The 17,501-nt window shown below is 68.5% G+C and carries 11 protein-coding genes and 4 pseudogenes; 11 read left to right on the forward strand and 4 right to left on the reverse strand.

The window, feature by feature from the left end:
• The first annotated feature begins 147 nt into the window (after positions 1-147).
• Positions 148-3,066 (forward strand): annotated as a pseudogene (locus tag HHX41_RS37970) (Tn3 family transposase).
• 67 nt (positions 3,067-3,133) lie between these two features.
• On the opposite strand, the gene HHX41_RS37975 reads toward HHX41_RS37970, so the two are convergent.
• Positions 3,134-4,147 carry an NADP-dependent oxidoreductase gene (locus HHX41_RS37975; RefSeq protein ID WP_169989096.1) on the reverse strand — a complete coding sequence of 338 codons (1,014 nt, stop codon included), beginning with the start codon at positions 4,145-4,147 and terminating at the stop codon, positions 3,134-3,136.
• Between the two features lie 104 nt (positions 4,148-4,251).
• On the opposite strand from HHX41_RS37975, the gene HHX41_RS37980 reads away from it, so the two are divergent.
• Positions 4,252-4,836, forward strand: a complete 585-nt coding sequence (locus HHX41_RS37980) for a TetR/AcrR family transcriptional regulator (protein WP_182909802.1) — start codon at positions 4,252-4,254, stop codon at positions 4,834-4,836.
• A 472-nt stretch (positions 4,837-5,308) separates the two neighbouring features.
• Here HHX41_RS37980 and HHX41_RS37990 read toward each other — a convergent pair whose 3' ends face one another.
• Positions 5,309-5,686, reverse strand: a complete 378-nt coding sequence (locus tag HHX41_RS37990) for a MerR family transcriptional regulator (RefSeq protein ID WP_182909803.1) — start codon at positions 5,684-5,686, stop codon at positions 5,309-5,311.
• A gap of 174 nt (positions 5,687-5,860) precedes the next feature.
• Here HHX41_RS37990 and HHX41_RS37995 point away from each other — a divergent pair, with 174 nt between their 5' ends.
• Positions 5,861-6,277, forward strand: coding sequence for a carboxymuconolactone decarboxylase family protein (locus tag HHX41_RS37995; RefSeq protein WP_182909804.1), 417 nt, complete (start codon positions 5,861-5,863; stop codon positions 6,275-6,277).
• 1 nt (position 6,278) lies between these two features.
• On the forward strand, positions 6,279-6,995 hold the full coding sequence (locus HHX41_RS38000) for an SDR family oxidoreductase (protein ID WP_182909805.1): 717 nt from the start codon (positions 6,279-6,281) through the stop codon (positions 6,993-6,995).
• Between the two features lie 353 nt (positions 6,996-7,348).
• Here the strand turns inward: HHX41_RS38000 and HHX41_RS41470 are convergent.
• Positions 7,349-9,204, reverse strand: a pseudogene (locus tag HHX41_RS41470) (transposase).
• On the opposite strand from HHX41_RS41470, the gene HHX41_RS41475 reads away from it, so the two are divergent.
• Positions 9,101-9,637 (forward strand): hypothetical protein, encoded by a 537-nt coding sequence (locus tag HHX41_RS41475; RefSeq protein ID WP_259401638.1) that lies wholly within the window; start codon positions 9,101-9,103, stop codon positions 9,635-9,637. The pseudogene HHX41_RS41470 and the gene HHX41_RS41475 overlap by 104 nt on opposite strands.
• A 216-nt stretch (positions 9,638-9,853) precedes the next feature.
• Here the strand turns inward: HHX41_RS41475 and HHX41_RS42540 are convergent.
• A pseudogene (locus tag HHX41_RS42540) lies at positions 9,854-10,246 on the reverse strand (DUF4158 domain-containing protein); the annotation flags it as partial.
• Between the two features lie 72 nt (positions 10,247-10,318).
• On the opposite strand from HHX41_RS42540, the pseudogene HHX41_RS38015 reads away from it, so the two are divergent.
• The 6 genes and pseudogenes from HHX41_RS38015 to HHX41_RS38045 all read left to right on the forward strand — a co-directional run bounded on the left by HHX41_RS38015 (position 10,319) and on the right by HHX41_RS38045 (position 17,344).
• Positions 10,319-13,548 (forward strand): annotated as a pseudogene (locus tag HHX41_RS38015) (Tn3 family transposase).
• A 296-nt stretch (positions 13,549-13,844) separates the two neighbouring features.
• Entirely contained in the window at positions 13,845-14,276 is a 432-nt protein-coding gene (locus HHX41_RS38025; protein ID WP_182909808.1) for an Rrf2 family transcriptional regulator, read from the forward strand.
• 93 nt (positions 14,277-14,369) lie between these two features.
• The gene (locus HHX41_RS38030; protein ID WP_182909809.1) at positions 14,370-15,122 is read left to right on the forward strand and encodes an SDR family NAD(P)-dependent oxidoreductase; all 753 of its coding nucleotides are present in this window, start codon (positions 14,370-14,372) and stop codon (positions 15,120-15,122) included.
• Positions 15,123-15,445: 323 nt separating this feature from the next.
• On the forward strand, positions 15,446-16,228 hold the full coding sequence (locus HHX41_RS38035; protein ID WP_182909810.1) for a zinc-binding dehydrogenase: 783 nt from the start codon (positions 15,446-15,448) through the stop codon (positions 16,226-16,228).
• 32 nt (positions 16,229-16,260) lie between these two features.
• On the forward strand, positions 16,261-16,881 hold the full coding sequence (locus HHX41_RS38040; protein ID WP_182909811.1) for an NADPH-dependent F420 reductase: 621 nt from the start codon (positions 16,261-16,263) through the stop codon (positions 16,879-16,881).
• Between the two features lie 46 nt (positions 16,882-16,927).
• On the forward strand, positions 16,928-17,344 hold the full coding sequence (locus HHX41_RS38045) for a nuclear transport factor 2 family protein (RefSeq protein ID WP_109383693.1): 417 nt from the start codon (positions 16,928-16,930) through the stop codon (positions 17,342-17,344).
• The last annotated feature ends 157 nt before the right edge of the window (positions 17,345-17,501 follow it).

Genomic DNA, 17,501 nt, shown 5'->3' on the forward strand with positions numbered 1-17,501 from the left:
CAGGCGCTCGTTGTTCTCGGGGGTTGAGGAACATCGGAACGAAAACCGGCGCTAAGGCCGGAGCGGCGCTTCTGGTGCTTTTGACCTGGCTTGATCGGGTGGCGGAGTCTTCAGCGGTCGTGTTGATCGACTGTTGGGAGGCCGGGCATGCCGGTGGAATTTCTGACCGATGAGCAGGTAGCGGGCTACGCCGCGTTCGGGCGGGCGCCCTCGCGCGCGGAGCTGGAGCGGTTCTTCTTCCTCGACGACGTCGACCGGGAGCCGGTGGAGTCCAAGCGCCGGCCGCACAACCGCATCGGGTTCGCCGTCCTGCTGACCAGCGTCCGGTACCTCGGGGTGTTCCTCGACGACCCGGTCGACGTGCCGACGGTGGTCGTGGACTACCTCGCCGAGCAGCTCGGGATCGACGACGCCTCGGTGCTGAAGGCGTACGGCGAGCGGGAGAACACCCGGCTGGAGCATGTCCGGGAGCTGCGCCGGGTCCTGGACTATCGGGAGTTCGCCGAGGTCGAGGATGAGCTCCGGACGTGGGTGGACGCGCGGGCCTGGACGACAGGGGAGGGCCCGAAGGCGTTGTTCGACGCCTCGGTCGGTTGGCTTCGCGAGCGTCGCGTGCTGCTGCCGGGGGTGACGACGTTGACGCGGCCGGTGGCCTCGGTGCGGGAGGCGGCGAACCAGCGGCTGTGGGACAGCCTGTACGGGCTGTTGGATCCGGGACAGCGGGCCATGCTCGACGCGCTTCTCGTGGTCCCGGACGGCGCTCGGGTCTCGGAGCTGGACCGGCTGCGCCGCGGGCCAGTGCGGGTGTCGGGCCCGCAGATGAGCCGGGCGCTGGAGCGGGCGGCGGAGATCGCCGCGCTGGGCGTGGGTGAGGTCGACGTGTCGGGGGTGCCGCCGCGGCGGCTGGCGGAGCTGTCGCGGTACGGCGTGGACGGCAAGGCGTCGCTGCTGCGCCGGCACGGGGCGTCTCGGCGGCAGGCGACACTGCTGGCCACCGCGGTGTACCTGACCACCCGTGCGGTCGATGACGCACTGGATCTGCTGGAGATGCTGATCTCGACCAAACTGCTCGCGCGCGCCGAGCGCGAGACCGCGAAGGCGAAGATGAAGACGCTGCCGAAGGTCGAGCGCGCCTCAGCGAAGTTGGCGGCCGCGATGCAGGTCCTGCTGGAGACCACCACCGAGCAGGTCGACACCGGCACGGGCGAGGTGTTTCCGCCAGCGGCCGACACCGTTGAGGCCGTGTGGGAGCGGGTCGAGGCCGTCGTGCCCCGCCGGGAGCTGGCGGCTGCGATCGCCGCGATCACCGAGCTCGCGCCGCCGCTGGATTCGGACGCCGATGAGGCCTGGCGGGCCCAGCTCGTCACGCGTTTCCCGACGGTGCGGCCGTTCCTGGTCCGGCTGACCACCGTGGTGGACTTCGGTGCCACGCCCGAGGGCGCGCCGGTGCTCGCGGCGCTGCGGACGCTGCCGGGTCTGATGGGGCGTAAGAAGGTCGCCCCCGACGAGATCGACGTCCACCTGCTGGCCGGATCCAGGCGGCGGCTGGTGCTGGCGGCTCCGCACCTGGAGCCGGGTACGGTGGATTGGAAGGCGTACACGTTCTGCGTGCTGGAGCAGTTCCACCGGATGCTGCGGCACCGGCAGATCTTCGCGAAGAACTCCTCCAAGTGGGGTGACCCCCGCGCGAAGCTGCTGGACGGGCCGGTGTGGGAGCAGGTGAAGGCGACCGTGCTGGCGAGCCTCAGCCTCCCGGCGACGCCGGGTGAGCAACTGGCGGCGCGCGCCGAGCTCCTGGACGCCACCTACCGGCAGGTCGCCGCCGCCCTGCCGCGTAACACCCAGGTCGTCTTCGACGACGCCGGCCGGCTGCACCTGGCCGCTCTCGAACCCGAGGCCGAACCCGCCTCGCTGGTGAAGCTGCGCGAGGCCGTGAATGCGATGCTGCCGCGCGTGGACCTGCCCGAGATCCTGCTCGAGGTCTTCTCCTGGACCGGAGCCGATCAGGCGTTCACCTCGATCACCGGCGGCGAGGCCCGCCTGGCGGACCTGCACGTCACGATCGCCGCGTTGCTGGTCGCGCACGGCTGCAACGTCGGCTACACGCCCGTCATCGGCGGCATCGACGCGCTGAAGTACGACCGGCTCTCCCACGTCGACCAGACCTACCTGCGGCTGGCGACCTACCGCGCCGCCAACGCCACGAGCAGGCGCCACCTGGCTGAACCTGCTCAACGACCAAGCCGCCGGCCTCGGCGGGAAGGTCGTGGCCGGCACCCCGCGCGACTCCCTGTACGTCCTGGACGTGCTGTACGACCGCGACGGCGGCCGCCGGCCGGAAATGATCGTGACCGACACCGCCTCCTACAGCGACATCGTCTTCGGCCTGCTCACCCTCGCCGGCTACACCTACGCCCCGCAGCTGGCCGACCTGCCGGACCAGAAGATGTGGCGCATCGATCCGCGCGCGGACTACGGGACCTTCACCGACGCCGCCCGCGGCCGCATCGACATGAAGCGGATCGAGCGGCACTGGGAGGACATCCTGCGGATCATCGGCTCCATCCACACCGGCGCCGTCCGCGCCCACGACGTCATCCGCATGCTGTCCCGCGACGGCCGCCCACCCCGCTCGGCGACGCCATCGCGCACTACGGGCGGATCTCCAAGACCCTGCACATCCTGCGCCTGGCCGACGAGCCCGACTACCGGCACCAGATCAAAGCCCAGGCCAACCTGCAAGAAGGCCGCCACGCCCTGGCCCGCAAGATCTTCCACGGCAAGAACGGGCAGCTGTACCAGAACTACCAAGAAGGCATGGAGGACCAGATCGGCGCCCTGGGCCTGGTCCTCAACGCCCTCGTGCTGTTCAACACCCGCTACATGGACGCCGCCCTCACCCAGCTCCGCGCCGACGGCTTCGCTGTCCGCGACGAGGACGTCGCCCGGCTCTCCCCGTTCGTGCGCCATCACATCAACGTGCTGGGTCGGTACTCCTTCCAGCTCCCCGACCTGCCCGGCGGTCTGCGGCCCCTGCGCGACAAACACGCCACCGACGACGGGTGAACTTCGGGCAGCTGGGGAGTGAGAAAGCCGCACTGGATTTTTCTCGTCCCCGGCCCGCCGACCAGTCTTAAGGGACCGTGAGCACGATCTTGCCTTGGATGTGCCCCTGGGCGGCGCGCTTGTGTGCTGCTTGGGCGTCTGCGAGCGCGAACGTGCTGTCGATGGCGACGCGGATCGTGCCCGCGTCCATCAGGCGTCCCAATTCCGCGAGCTGAGCGCCGTTCGCTCGTACCTGCGTGCCGGATACGGTGATGCCCAGCCTCGCGTTCTCCTCGTCGTCGAACTCTCCGAAGTACACCGGGTACAGTGCGCCGCCGCGCTTGAGAGTGGGCAGGAAGCGTCGGCTGTCGGGGCCCCCGACGGTGTCCAGGACGAGGTCGACGTCGCGGACGATGTCCTCGGGGCGCTGCTTGGTGTAGTCGATGTATTCGTCGGCGCCGAGGCCGTGAAGGAAGGTTTCGTGGGTGCCGGAGGCCACGGCGATGACGCGGGCTCCCTTCCACTTGGCCAGTTGCAGGGCGAGGTGGCCGACGCCGCCGCCGGCTCCGTTGATGAGCACCGTGGTGTCGCTGCCCAGCGCCATGGGGCGGTGCCTTGCCTCCTGGAACGGGGAGGGGTGGTCGTGCCCGACGTCGATCAGGTATTGCCACGCCGTCAGCCCCGACATGGACAGTGCGGCAGCGTGTGTGTGGTCCACGGCGGCTGGCTTGGGCGCGAGGTCGGATGCGGGTGCGGTGACGTACTCGGCGTACGCGCCGCTCTGCATCAGGACGGGAAAGCGCAGCAGCCCCACCACCTCGTCCCCGGCTGTGAAGCCGGGGACATCGGCGGCGACGGCTTCCACGACACCCGAGATGTCGGTCCCCGGGATCAGGGGCAGGTCGAACGGGGGCCTGAACTCGGGAGGGATGCCGGGCATGCCCTCGCGTACGTACCAGTCGGGCGGGTTGAGACCGACCGCCCTCACGCGGACGAGTACCTCGCCCGAGGCCGGTTCGGGAACTGCGACCTCCTCGTGACGCAGCACCTCGGGGCCGCCGAACTCGTGCAGCTGGATCGCTTTCATCATGCGGGTCGGCATCGTGTTCCTCCTGCCTATATGCTTATTCGGATCAGTGGACCACATAAACGGTTCACTGATCCGAATATATGGATCAGTGAACCGGTTGTCAAGTAAGGAGACCGATGCGAGTCGACGCGCAGAGAAACCGCGACCATCTGCTCGCCGTGGCGGGTCCCGTCATAGCCGAGCAGGGCATCGACGTGTCGATGCGCGACATCGCGCGCAGAGCCGAAGTCGGCCTCGCGACGCTGCTGCGGCACTTCCCGACGCGCGAGGCGCTCCTGGAGGGCCTGCTCCACGCGAGCTTCGGCGACCTGACGACCAGAGCGAGCGAGCTTGAGACAGCGCACACGACCGAGGACGCTCTCGTCTCATGGGTGCGCGACTGCGTCGCCTGGACAACCGAGTACCGAGGGGTGACCGTACTGATGGCGGCAGCCATCGAGGACCCCGAATCCGCCCTGCATGCCTCGTGCGTCACCCTGCGCGCAGCCGGTGCCCGGCTCCTCACCCGGGCTCAGGCCACAGGCGCAGCCCGGAACGACATCGACGGCGATGACCTCTTCGCCCTGATAGCCATGCTCGCGTGGGTCGGCGATCAACCCACACTCGCATCCCGCGCCAACCACCTCTTCGACCTCGTCACCAGCGCTGTACTGACGCGCGCGGACGGCGACCGGGGCACGGGTGCCCCCGGCGAACGGTGAAGCCCCCCATCACCGGCAGGTCCGGCGCCATGACGGCAGAGCTCTCTGTCCGGATCATCACCGCCGTTCACGGGACGAAGCGGCTGCCGGGGGCCGGGGGCGCGTGTTCGGCCCGAACAGGTGACTCAGCGCCGAGCGTCGCCGGGCGCGAGGAGGCTGGTCAGCTCAGAGATCGCCTCGGGGGACGGCTTGAAGTAGCGGCGGACATTCTCCGGCTTCTTGTGCCGGGACTTGGCCATCAGCATCAGCAGGGAGGCACCCTGCTCTCCGAGGTGGGTGAGGGCAGAATGGCCTGGACCACCCACGTCCCCCAGGTCTGGTGACCAGAACGACAAGAGCCGTATGACGGGCGACCGTCACGTACGGATCTGTGAGGGCCGGGAGGTGAGACTCCCGGCTACTCGGCGGTCAAGGCCCGCCGATGGGCTGCCGCATGGCCATGCTGGCACGAGGCGGGGCGAGGACGTGTTCGTCACCCGGCGGCTTGCGGTGACGGTTCGTCGTGGATCCCGACGCGTAGGACGTGCTCGATGACGCCGTCGAGCTTGTCGCGTGCCGCGGTCAGCTCGGTGATGCGCTGCTGGATGGCGTCGCGCTCGTGCCGGATCTTGTCGTACATGCTGCCGGTGACCATTCCCGTAGACACGCACGGCAGCAGATCGACGATCGTGTGGCTGGGCAGGCCTGCGGCGTAGAGCTGCTGGATCAGCTGAACCCGCTCGACTGCGCCCTCGTCGTAGGTTCGCTGCCCGCCCGCGGTGCGGTCCGAGTCCAGCAGCCCCTGCTGCTCGTAGTAACGCAGCGAGCGCACGCTGACGCCGGCTCGATCCGCCAGTTCCCCGATCCTCATCGTGTCTCCCGTCACATTCGCCTTGGCGGATTTGTCCCTGACATCAGTGTCAGGTTCTAGCGTAGGCGACGGCTCCAAGAACGGAGACCACCACGCACCCGGCCCCCGTTCTCGCACCCTGGTGCACGAGCAGACGGGACCGGGCAGAACGAATCGGCTGAAGAGGCACACATCATGAGTGACAGCATCGACATGACCGGCAAGAGCGAGCGGTACAAGAAGGGCATCGCCTACTACGAGTCGATCCACGGCGCGGCCGGCGCGCAGTCCTTCGACGCTTTGGAGGGCATCGCCCCTGGGTTCGCGGACGTGCTCATCGAGTTCACGCTCGGCGACATCCACTCCCGCCCCGGCCTGGACGTCAAGACGCGCGAGCTGCTCACCGTGGCCGCGCTGACCGCCATGGGCACCGCGAACCTCCAGCTCAAGACCCACGTTGACAGCGCGATGAACGTCGGCTGGACCAAGGAAGAGATCATCGAGACCATCACCCAGATGGCCGTCTACGCCGGGTTCCCCGCCGCTCTCAACGGGTTCTTCGCCGCGGCCGAGGTCTTCGCCGCCCGCGAAGCCGCCGGCCAGGAGGCCTGAAATGGAGCTCGCAGGACAGACCGCCCTGGTCACGGGCGCGAATCGCGGCATCGGCCGCCGGTTCGTTGCCGAGCTCCTCGCTCGTGACGTGCGCAAGGTCTACGCCGGCATCCGCAACCCGGATGCCGCCGACCAGGAGATGCGTGAGGACCCACGCGTCGAGCTCGTGCGCCTGGACATCACCGACACCGACGCGGTCGAGGCGGCAGCACACCGGGCCGAAGACGTATCGGTGTTGATCAACAACGCCGGGATCTCCACCTCCCAGCCCCTCCTAAAGGCCGACGTCGACACCGTCAGGCGCGAGATTGAGACACACGTGTTCGGGACCCTTTCCATGGCCCGGGCGTTCGCCCCCGCACTACGAGCGCACCAGGGCGCGATGGCCAATATCCTGTCCGCGCTGTCATGGTTCTCCTACCCCGGCTCCGGTGCCTACTCCGCGGCCAAAGCAGCCGAATGGAGCCTGACCAACAGCCTGCGTCTCGAGCTGGCTCCCGCAGGTGTCCTGGTCCAGGGCGTGCATCTGGGAGCGGCCGACACCGATATCAGCGCCGGGTTCGAGGGACCCAAGATCGACCCCACCGACGTCGCACGCTTCAGCCTCGACGGGATCGAGAACAATCAGATCGAAGTCCTCGTTGACGACTGGAGTCGAACCGTCAAGGCCGCACTCACCAGCGAACCCAACGCCGTGCTTACCGCACTGGTCGGCTAGAAAAGCCGACCACAGGTGTGTGGCGTGCCGGCACGGGCACGCCACACACGGCATGGGTGCCGCACTCGGCCAGGGCCACCACCCTCGCCTGCGGATACGCACTGCGGCCCTGCCCGCGTATGGTGCCAGGACGCCCGAAGAGCTGAGCGTTCGCCGCGGTGTCCGGAATGCCGAAGACCGTGCCCCCCACCGCGACAAGCAGCCACCGCCGATACCAGGCGCCCTGCGTCCGCGCGACCGCGACCGGCCGGCACACGCCCACGCCGACTTCGCCGCCCTTCAGGCGGGCGAGAGCAACCGGTCACTCTGAGCTACTTGCCACTTCGCCGGAGTTTCGGGAGGGCAGGGCCGTTTCAGGCGGCAGTGCCGAAACCAGCTGCGGGCAGGTCCTGCTCACGCAGCGGGGTGAAGTCGACGTCGAGTTTCGGGTCGTATGCCTCGGGCTGGATGCCGAGTTCGTGCGTGGAGTACTCGCCGAACCGGTTGATGTGTTCCATCAGGTACGGCGAGATGTGGGCCAGGTCCTCCGGGTCGATCTCCCAGCCCTCCTCCAGCAACTGCCGGACGAGCTCGGCGATGTCGAGGGCGTTGTGGAAGATCACCGCGTTCGTGAGCAGCGCGTTGAATTTCATCGCCTTCTCCTGCTCGACGGGGTCGTTGTCGGCGATGACGCCGCGGTTGCCGAAGCCGAGCCACTGGAGAAGCCGTTGAACGACTCGACCTTGTTCGTTGCCGCGGTCACCCTGCACCACAGCGGGGCGTCGGAGAGGTAGCGCAGCAGTCGCACGGTGCGGATGACGCGGCCGACCTCGCGGAACGCGGTGTAGGTAGCGTTCTTCCGCGATCCCGAGCGCAGCCGCTTCAGCAGCGTCGACGAGGAGATCGCCCCCTCCCTCACGGAGATGGCCACCCGCATCAGGTGCCGGAACTGGGATTCGATCAGGTCCCAGTCGATCGTGTTCTTGCCCGGCTCGCCGAACAGCGCGTCGATGTGCACGTACTCGGTCTGCTTCGACGGCCGGTAGAAGGTCAGGCCCTTCCAGTTCCTGATCCTGGGCATCAGGTCGAAGCCCAGCAGGTGGGCGAGTGCGAACACCGGCTGGGACTGGCCCTGCGTGTCCGCGTGCACGGTGGTCGGCTTCACCTCGGAGGTGTTCTTGAGCAGGCCCTCGATGATGTAGACGGCCTCCCACACGCCGCACGGGATGAAGTGCGTGAACAGCGCGATGTAGGTGTCGGAGATGTGGTGGTAGGCGATGCCGCCCGGCTTGCCGTACCGCACGGACGTCTCGGACAGCAGATTGTTGAGGTGGGTGTCCATGTGGGTGCCGTCCGCGGCGACCGCGGAGCCGTCGCCCCACGCCTGGGAGATGTCCAGGCGGGCGTGCGCATTGACCAGGTCGGCGATCGCCTCGTTCAGCAGCACGATCGAGAAGTGCCGGTTCGCCGTGTACGACAGCTCGTGCCCACACACCCCGGGGATGTGGCGGGCGGCCTCGTACGGGCCCATGTTGGCGCCCTTGACGAACGTGGTGATGACGTAGCGGCCGAACGGATCGTCCAGCTTCGGCTCGTTGCCGGAGGCCGGGCCGAAGCGGCGCCACCACTCCACCCAGTACGCGGTCCTGGACAGAATCCCGATCAGCGTGCGCTCCGGCATCCTCGCCTTGATCTCCTGCTCCAGTCGCTTCGCCGAGGGCGTGAGCCCCTCCGCGCGGTGCGGCTTCAGCGACGGGATGCCCGTCTCCGGGTCGATGACCAAGCCCTCGTTGTCCGCGTATCCGGCATCCGCCGCCGCGGCAGCGCTGCGGAGCTTGTCCTCCAGCTGCCGGCGGAAGAACTGTGCGTCGAACCCGTCGGTCTCGCCCGGCTCGCACAGCCCGACCTCCACCAGGTAGTCGGCCAGCTTGTCCTGGACGGCCTCCCACTCCAGCAGCTGCTGGGACCAGTCGGCGTACTCCTCCGAGCCGAGAACTGCGACGTCGCCACAGCGCAGTTCCTCGGCAAGGTAGGTGAAGACCATCGCCTCGAAGTGCTTGCGGACGAACTGCCCGGTGCGGGTCTTGTCGACCACCACCTTGCGCCAGTTCTGGGTGGCGAAGGAGATGTCCACCTCCTTGCCCTCCTCGTCGATTGATGAAGGCGAGCAGGGCCGGGGAGACCTTCCCGCCCAGCCGCCGGACCACCTCGTCGGCCGGCGCCTCCTCATTCAGCCCCTCAAGGGCCGCCCCGGTCTCGGCAGTCATCTCCGCGGCCTTCGCGAGCGCCAGCTGGGCCGGGCCGTCGGCGTCGATGTCCTTGAGCACGACGCGGTAGTTCCCGATCAGCGCCTCGGTGATCTCCCGCTCGGCGAGCCGAATCTCCTCCAGCTCCGTCTTGGCCTTCTTGATCTCCGCGGCGACGCGCTTGCAGAACATCGTCGCCATGTCGTCACGGACGCGCATCCTGGCCCTGTGGACCAGGCACGCGATCAGCGCGAGGCGCTTGACGGGCGTGTAGTCCCGAAGCGCCGGGGCGTCCCCGGCATCCGCCTCCCCGGCGAAGTCGGTGATCTTCCGTGCGGCGACGCCGTCCATCCACACCGCGCTATCACTGAGGCCGTCCAGCCACTCCATGCGCTTGGCCAGGTTCTTGAAGTGTGACCAGCTCGGCCCCTTGGCGGGCTTCTTCAGCCGGTTGAACAGCGTCGTGCCGTCGTTGTCGCGCTCCTCCAGCAGCCGCAGCAGCTCGGTGCGCTGAAGGGGGCTCATGCTGTCGTGGATGCCCGCGCAGATCGAGGCGTTCACCTCGGCGCGGATCTTCGAGGCCATCTTGTCGAACGTGGAGAACCCCGGCAGCTCCAGCCCGGCCTCCACCACCTTCTCCAGCGCGATGTTGATCAGGTCCGCCGGCCGGTTCTTCGCCGCGGCCTCCTTGCAGATCGACTGCTCGGCGATCCGCCGGGCCTCCGCCTGGTCGTACGCCACCCCGACCCGCTTGCGCACCAGGCCCCGGTGATGCTTCACGGTCCGCTCCGCCCGGTACACCGGCAGCGTGCCCTCCGGCAGCTCCACCTGCCGCCGCACGAACTCCACCACCTGCTCCGGCACACCCTCCAGCGCCGGGAAACACCCCATGCGCTGGTAGGACTTCAGCATCAGAAGCAGGGCCAGCAGATGCTCGTCGCTGTCCGTCGCCCCGGCCGCCCACTCCAGCTCATCGCGAGTCGGCGAGAAGAACGGCCTGACCCAAATACACCAGAAACCCGCCACGGGATGATCTTGGGGGCCTGAGCGGGCCCACCCGTCACCCGTTCAGCTCAGCGTCGTTGGTGGTGACGTTGGATGTCGTCCGGGGCGGGGTGGGCTGTGACCTCGATCGAGAGGACCGCGTATCCGCGGTTCAAGCGGCTGATCACCGCGCACGAGCTGCACTTGTTCTTCTCGCCGAGCCGTGACGAGGTCGAGTGGGCCGCCGCTCGTGCTGGCTGTGACGAGCACCTGCTGGCCCAGCTGCTCATGCTGAAGTCGTACCAGCGGATGGGGTGTTTCCCGAAGCTGGACGAGGTCCCGGACACGGTCGTCGACTTCGTGCGTCGCGCGGTGGACCTGCCGGAGGGCACGGTGCCGAGGGCGGCGAACCGTACGGCGGAGCGGCAGCGGACCGCCGTACGGCAGCGCACCGGCTTGTCGTACGACAAGGCGAAGGCCCGGAAGATCGCCGAGGCAGTGATGCGGAACGAGGCGGTGTCGAAGAACCGGCCGGCGGACCTGATCAACATCGCGTTGGAGAAGGTCGTCGAGGCCGGGCTGGAGCTGCCGGGCTTCACCACGCTGGACGCGCTCGCGGCGAAGGTCCGCACCGAGGTGAACGCCTCGATCTGCGTGGGCATCTACGACCAGCTCAGCGAGGCGCACCGGGAGCGGCTGCTGGCCCTGCTCTCGGACAAGGACGCCTCCGGCACCACGAGGTACAACAAGCTGAAGCAGTCGGCGAAGGCCCCGACGTGGTCGCACTTCCGCTCCCAGGCCGAGCACCTTGGGTGGGTGGACGAGCTGGGCGAGACCGGGGTGTGGCTGGACGGTGTCGCATCGGGGGAGATCACGGACTTCGCCGGTGAGGCGGACGCTGCGGACGCGCCGGGACTGCGGGACTACAACCTGATGAAGCGGCTCGCGCTGCTGGTGTGTCTCGTGCACAAGGCGCGGATGCGGGCCCGCGACGACCTGACCACGATGTTCTGCAAGCGGATCGCGTTGCAGGTCAAGCGGGCCAAGGCGGAGCTGGAGAGCATCCGGGAGCAGCAGCAGGCCATCGTCGAGGCGTTGATCGGGAATTACCGCACCGTGCTCCAGCACATCGACGCCGACGGCCCAGTCCAGGCCGCACGGGAGAAGGCGGCAGCGCTGACGGCCGAGATCCTGGCGGCGGTCGGGGAACTCGACCAGGACGCGGAGGCCGGCGCTGTGGCCGCGCGGCTCGGCAGCGGGCTCGCGCTCGCCCTGCACACGATGGCGAAGGCCCTTCGGGTGCAGGCCGGCGCCCTGGGAGTGCCTGCGGCAGCGGTGAATGGTTTCGGCGGGTTCGAGGGGCAGTACGAGAGAATCGAGAAGGTCGCCGCCCACCATGGCAACTACTGGGAGGTGCTGCTGTACGGGCACCTGCCCAAGGACCGCTCCACGATGTACGACCTGACCAGCCGCCTGGAACTGACGACCACCTCGGAGGACAGCCGGGTCCTGGACGCGCTCGCACACGCCCGCCGGTACAAGACCTCCCGCGACTACATCCCGGAACGGCACGAGGACGGCCGCCCGGTCGACATCTCGTTCGCCACGCTGAACTGGCAGAAAGCCGTCCGGGACAAGAACCGGCCCGGCGCGTTTGTCCGCAAGCACTTCGAGGCGATGGTCTTCGCCGCGCTCGCCGAGGAACTGCGCACAGGTGACGTCGCGGTGACCGGGTCCGAGGAGTACGCCGACTGGAGTGAGCAGCTGCTTCCCTGGGAGGATGTCGAGGCGAAGCTGGGCGCTTACCTGGTGGAGGTCGGCCTCGCCGAGTCCGGCGACGATGCGCCGTACGACGCGGTGGCGTTCCGTCGGCAGCTGGAGGACAAACTCACTGCGGCCGCCCCGAGTGCGGATGCCGGGTACCCGGACAACGAGGGCCTGGTCATCGACCTTGAGACAGGTATCCCCTCTCTCAAGGCCCACCGCTCCGAGGGACAGCGCGCCTCGGCGAAGGTGTTGGAGCAAGAGATCAGGGCGAGGATGCCGGAGCGCTCCCTGCTCGGGATCATCTCCCGCACGGCGTACTGGGTGGAGTGGTGGCGCCGCTTCGGCCCCGCCTCCGGCAACGAGCCGAAGCTGAAGGACCCCTTCGGCCGGTACGTGATCACCACGTTCGTCAAGGGCACCAACATGGGCCCCTACGAGGCCGCCCGCCACATCCCCGGTGTCAGCGGGCACGAGCTGTCGCTGTCCGCGAACCGGCACTTCTCCATCCCGACGCTCAACGAGGCGATCGCCGACCTGGTCAATGCGCACGCCCGCCTGGACATCTCCCAGGCGTGGGGCGGCGGCTCCGCGGTCGCCGCGGACGGCACCCACATGGACACCTACCTCAACAATCTGCTGTCTGAGACGTCCGTGCGGTACGGCAAGCCGGGCGGCATCGCCTACCACCACATCTCCGACACCTACATCGCGCTGTTCACGCACTTCATCCCGTGCGGCGTGTGGGAGGCCGTCTACATCATCGAGGGCCTGCTCAAGAACACCTCCGAGCTGAAACCGACCACCGTGCACGCGGATACGCAGGGCCAGAGCTTCCCTGTCCTCGCGCTCGCGCACCTGCTGGGCTTCGACCTGATGCCCAGGATCAGGAACTGGAAGGACCTGACCTTCTACCGGCCCACGAAGAGAGCCGAGTACGTGCACATCGACGCCTTGTTCGGGGAGCCGGGCCGCAACGTCATCGACTTCGACCTGATCGAGTCCCAGTTCCGGCACCTCATGCGGGTGGCCGTCTCCGTGCGCGAGGGCGCCATCTCCTCCACGCTGCTGCTGCGGCGCCTGCGGGCGGGCTCACGCAAGAACGCGACGTACACGGCCTTCCGCGAGGTCGGCCGCGTCGTCCGCACCGTCCAGCTGCTGCGCTACCTCTCGGACGCCCCGCTGCGCCGGCGGGTGACCGCCGCCACAAACAAGGTCGAGGCGTTCAACGGCTTCTCCCAGTGGTCGGCAACGGCGGCGTCATCACCGACAACGACCCCGTCGAGCAGGGGAAGACCGTGAAGTTCAACGCCCTGCTCACGAACGCGGTGATCTTCCACAACGCCCTGGACATCGCCGAGATCGTGCGCCAACTCCAGGAGGAGGGCTGGGAGATCGACCCCGAGGACCTCGCCCACATCTCGCCGTACTTGACCGAGCACATCCGCCGCTTCGGCGAGTACTCCACCCACGAACTCGGCATCCAGCCCGAGGCGTACGACCCGCACCTGGACGTCGACTTCAGCCCGCTCCGAGGCAACGACCCGCGCGCCCCGGACGGCTACGGCCAGGCGGCATGATCAGGAGAAGTCGGCCCTGGAGTCCCACTGGCTCAGACACCAGGGGACACCTGATCCGCCGGTAGGTTGGCGGGGCCCTACCGCCGTTCGGCTTCTGTATGGTGCTGGCCGTGGGTGCGTTCTAGGAGTCGATGGACGGTGGCCCGGCTTGACGGAGAAGAACTCGGCGATGGTGTGCTCGCGGGTGGCGTGCTCCTTGACGAGGCCGATCCAGCCAGCTCCGCAGGACTTGCCGCATAGGGTTGTAACAGCTACAGTTACGACTAAGCCGAGGGGTGAGGGAGGTGGAGTCCGACGTGAGTGCCAACAGCAGACTGACCATCGCGGCGCACACCCTGACATGGATCGGGCTGTATCAGCGGCGTGGCCACGAGGTCGCCACCTCCGAGCAGATCGCGACGAGCGTCAACACCAACCCCGTGGTGATCCGCCGCCTGCTGGGCGAGCTACGTAAGGCCGGCCTGGCCGATTCACGGCGGGGGGCGGGGGCGGGCTGGATGCTCGCGCGGGACCTGGCGGCGATCACCCTGCTCGACGTCTACCAGGCGATCGAACCGGGACCGATCTTCGCCCTGCATCGCGCGACACCGGACCCCGAGTGCGTCGTGGGCCACGGCATCGGACCGGCAATGACCGCCGTGTACGACGATGTGGAGGCCGCCCTGTGCAGGGAGCTGGCCAAGACCACGCTGGAGGACGTGCTGCGGGACGTCTTGAAAGCCGCCTGACCTCGAACCGTCGACTTCCCCTGATCGAGGGGGGTCGCATTCCACGGCCACCGATGTAACCGAAATAGTTACACTAAGGAATTGGAGAATCTCATGGGACAACTGGACGACAAAACCGCCCTCGTCACCGGCGCCTCCAGCGGCATCGGCCTGGCGATCGCCCGCCGTTTCGCCGCCGAGGGCGCCACCGTCTACCTGACCGGGCGTCGCAAGACCGCGCTCGACGCCGCCGTCGCACAGGTCGGAGCCCTAGGCATCGCCATCCAGGCCGATGCCTCCGATCTCGGCGACCTCGACCGGGTCTTCGCCGAGATCACGAACCGCAGCGGCCGCCTGGACATTGTGGTGGCCAACGCCGGGGTCGGGGAATACAGCCCGCTCGGCACGATCACCGAGGAAGAGTACGACCGCACTGTCTCGATCAATTTCAAGGGCACGGTCTTCACTGTCCAGAAGGCGCTGCCGCTGCTGACGGCCGGCGCCTCGGTGACGCTAATCTCTTCCAACTCGGCCCTGCTGGCCACCCCGGGCCTGGGCATCTACGCCGCCTCCAAGGCCGCGGTCCGCAGCCTCGCACGCACCTGGGCCGCTGAGCTGGCAGGCCGCGGAATCCGCGTCAACGCTCTTACCCCCGGCCCTGTCGAGACCCCTGGCCTGGCCGAGCTCGTCGCCGCTTTTCCGCGCGACGATCGGCCCACCGCGGCCGAGCCCGCCCCGCCGACCCCGCTCGGCCGCCTCGGCCGTCCCGACGAGATCGCCGCTGCCGCCCTCTACCTGGCCGGCGACCAAAGTAGTTTCACCACCGGCGCGGAACTGCTCGTCGACGGCGGCGTCACACAGCTCTAGGCGGCGAATCGGCGAGGCGGGACGCATCGACGCTCCAGGGCCTCCGAGCCGCGTAATTGCGATCGTCTCGCCAGGGCAACGGCCTCGACACAACAAGGAGTGCGTCATGAAGAGCGTGGTCCACTACCGGGCGGGCGATGCGGCAGCCGTCGCACACATCGAGGACCGGCCGGAGGCGCCGGCCCCTCGGGCCGGCGAAATCCAAGTGCGTGTCAGCATCTCCCCGGTCCACCGCGGCGATCTGGTCGCGACGGAGACCGGCCTGCCGGACGGATCCGCGGGGCGCAGGCTGAGCACCGAGGCGGCGGGCGTGGGTGACTGCGGTGGGTCCATCGGTGCCGGCGCTCCGTGTCGGCGATCGGGTAGCGGTCTTTCCGGCCCCGGGCGCATGGTCCGAGCACATCACCGTGCCGGCCGAGGCCGCCGTAGCCGTCCCGGACTCCCTCAGCGACGAAACGGCGAGCGTCCTGCTCGTCAACACCATCACCTCTCGTGACGTGCTCCGTGCGGTCGATGAGCTGAGGGCTGCCGCGGCAGCGCCGAGCGATTCTCCACTCCTCGTGTCGGGGGCCGCGTCCGCGGTCGGCAAGCTCATCGTTCAGCAGGCCCGCGACCGTGGCTGGCCCGTTGTCGCCGTCGTCCGCAGTGACCGTGCTGCGTCAACGGTCCGCACAAACTGGCCGGACGTGCCCGTCGTGGTCTCCGGAAGCGGCGGCTGGCAGCGCGAGCTGGAGGGGGCGGTCCGCGGGAGGCCGGTGCCGGTCATCGCCGATGCGCACGGCGGTCCCTTCGTGCGGGAGATCCTGCCCTTTCTCGACGATGGCGGGACGCTGGTCGTCTGGGGCGATCTAGCCGCGCAGCCGTGGACGCTCTCGACGTTGGAGCTGCTCATGCGGGAACTGAAGGTCCGCGCGGTGAGCATCACGCGCTGGGCGACCCGCCCTGGGGATATCCGGGCCGCCGATCGGCGAGCCGCCCTCCAGATCGCCGCGCAGCATCCACACCTTCTCGCCGTTCATGCCGCCTACCCCCTCGCCGAGCTGCCGAGCGCCATCTCGGCGGCGCGGACCAGCGGCACCGGCACCGTATTGCTCAAGCTGAACTGACCAAACCTGGACCGCAGGGGAGCAGTGACCTCATGGAATTCAAGACCATCGGCACCATCGGCACCATCGGTGCGGGAGCACCAGCACAAGCCGTGGCCGCCCACGCGGCACGCGCCGGGCACCCGGTGCTGGTCAGCAACAGCCGCGGCCCCAGCACACTCGGCGACGCCGTCGCCGCCATCGGGCCCGGCGCCTCGGCGGCCACGTTCGAAGAAGCGGCGGCGGCCGACCTGGTCCTGCTCGCCGTCCCGTTCGGCGCGGTCCCCGCGGTCGGGCGGCGGCTCGGGGACTGGACGGGCCGAGTGGTGGTCGACATGACCAACCAGTTCGCCCGGTCCGACCCCTACCGCGGCTTCGCCGACGTCTCGCCGCTGACCGGCAGCGAGTGGGTCGCCCAGCAACTGCCCGGCGTCACGCTGATCAAGGCATTCAACGCCATGTTCGCCACCTATATGGCTCCCGATCCCCGGCACCAGGACGGCAACCAGGTCGTCTTCCTCGCCGGTGACGACGAGAGCGCCAAGGCCCCCTTCACACGGCTGCTGACCGAATTCGGGTTCGCGCCGGTCGACCTTGGCGCGCTGCGCGAAGGCGGGGCGCTCATGCAGCTCGGCGGGCCGCTGAGCGGCAAGCACTTCCTGTTCCAGGGCTGAGGCCCGACCGACACCTCAAGAGACGAAGAGACAAAGGACAAGGACGATGGCAACAGATACTCAGACCTCGCGGACCGTGGCCGAGAAGTTCCTGGAGCGCCTCGGCAGGCAGGACCCCGACGGCATCCAGGAACTGTTCTCCGAGGAGATCGACTGGCACGTCCCCGGCAGTGACGCACTGCCCTGGACCGGGCGCCGTACCCGCCAGGAGGAGGTCGCGCCGTACTTCACCACCATGTGGCCGCACTTCGCGCACGGCCAGAGCAAGGTCGTGCTGGAGCGCTTCATCGTCGACGGTGGTGACGTGGTGCTGCTGGCGGTCTTCACGCACACCGCCGTGACCAGCGGCAAGGAGTTCACCACACCGGTGGCCATGCACCTGGCGGTCGAGGACGGCCGAATCGTTCGCATGCACCTGTACGAGGACACACTGACCGTCGCCGAGGCGTTCAACGTCGGCTGAGCGGAGGGCACTCAGGGACCCCGCGGCCCGGGGCGGCCCGGCCGGGCATGTACGCATAGGGTCAGCCGAGACACGGCCGAAGCCGAAACGGAGAGCAGAACTCGCCCCCGGCCAATCGCTGCCGGTCAGCACGTTGGGGCGGTTGGCCTTCGGCGAT

Source organism: Microbispora sp. H13382, from assembly GCF_014161445.1.
Lineage (GTDB): Bacteria > Actinomycetota > Actinomycetes > Streptosporangiales > Streptosporangiaceae > Microbispora.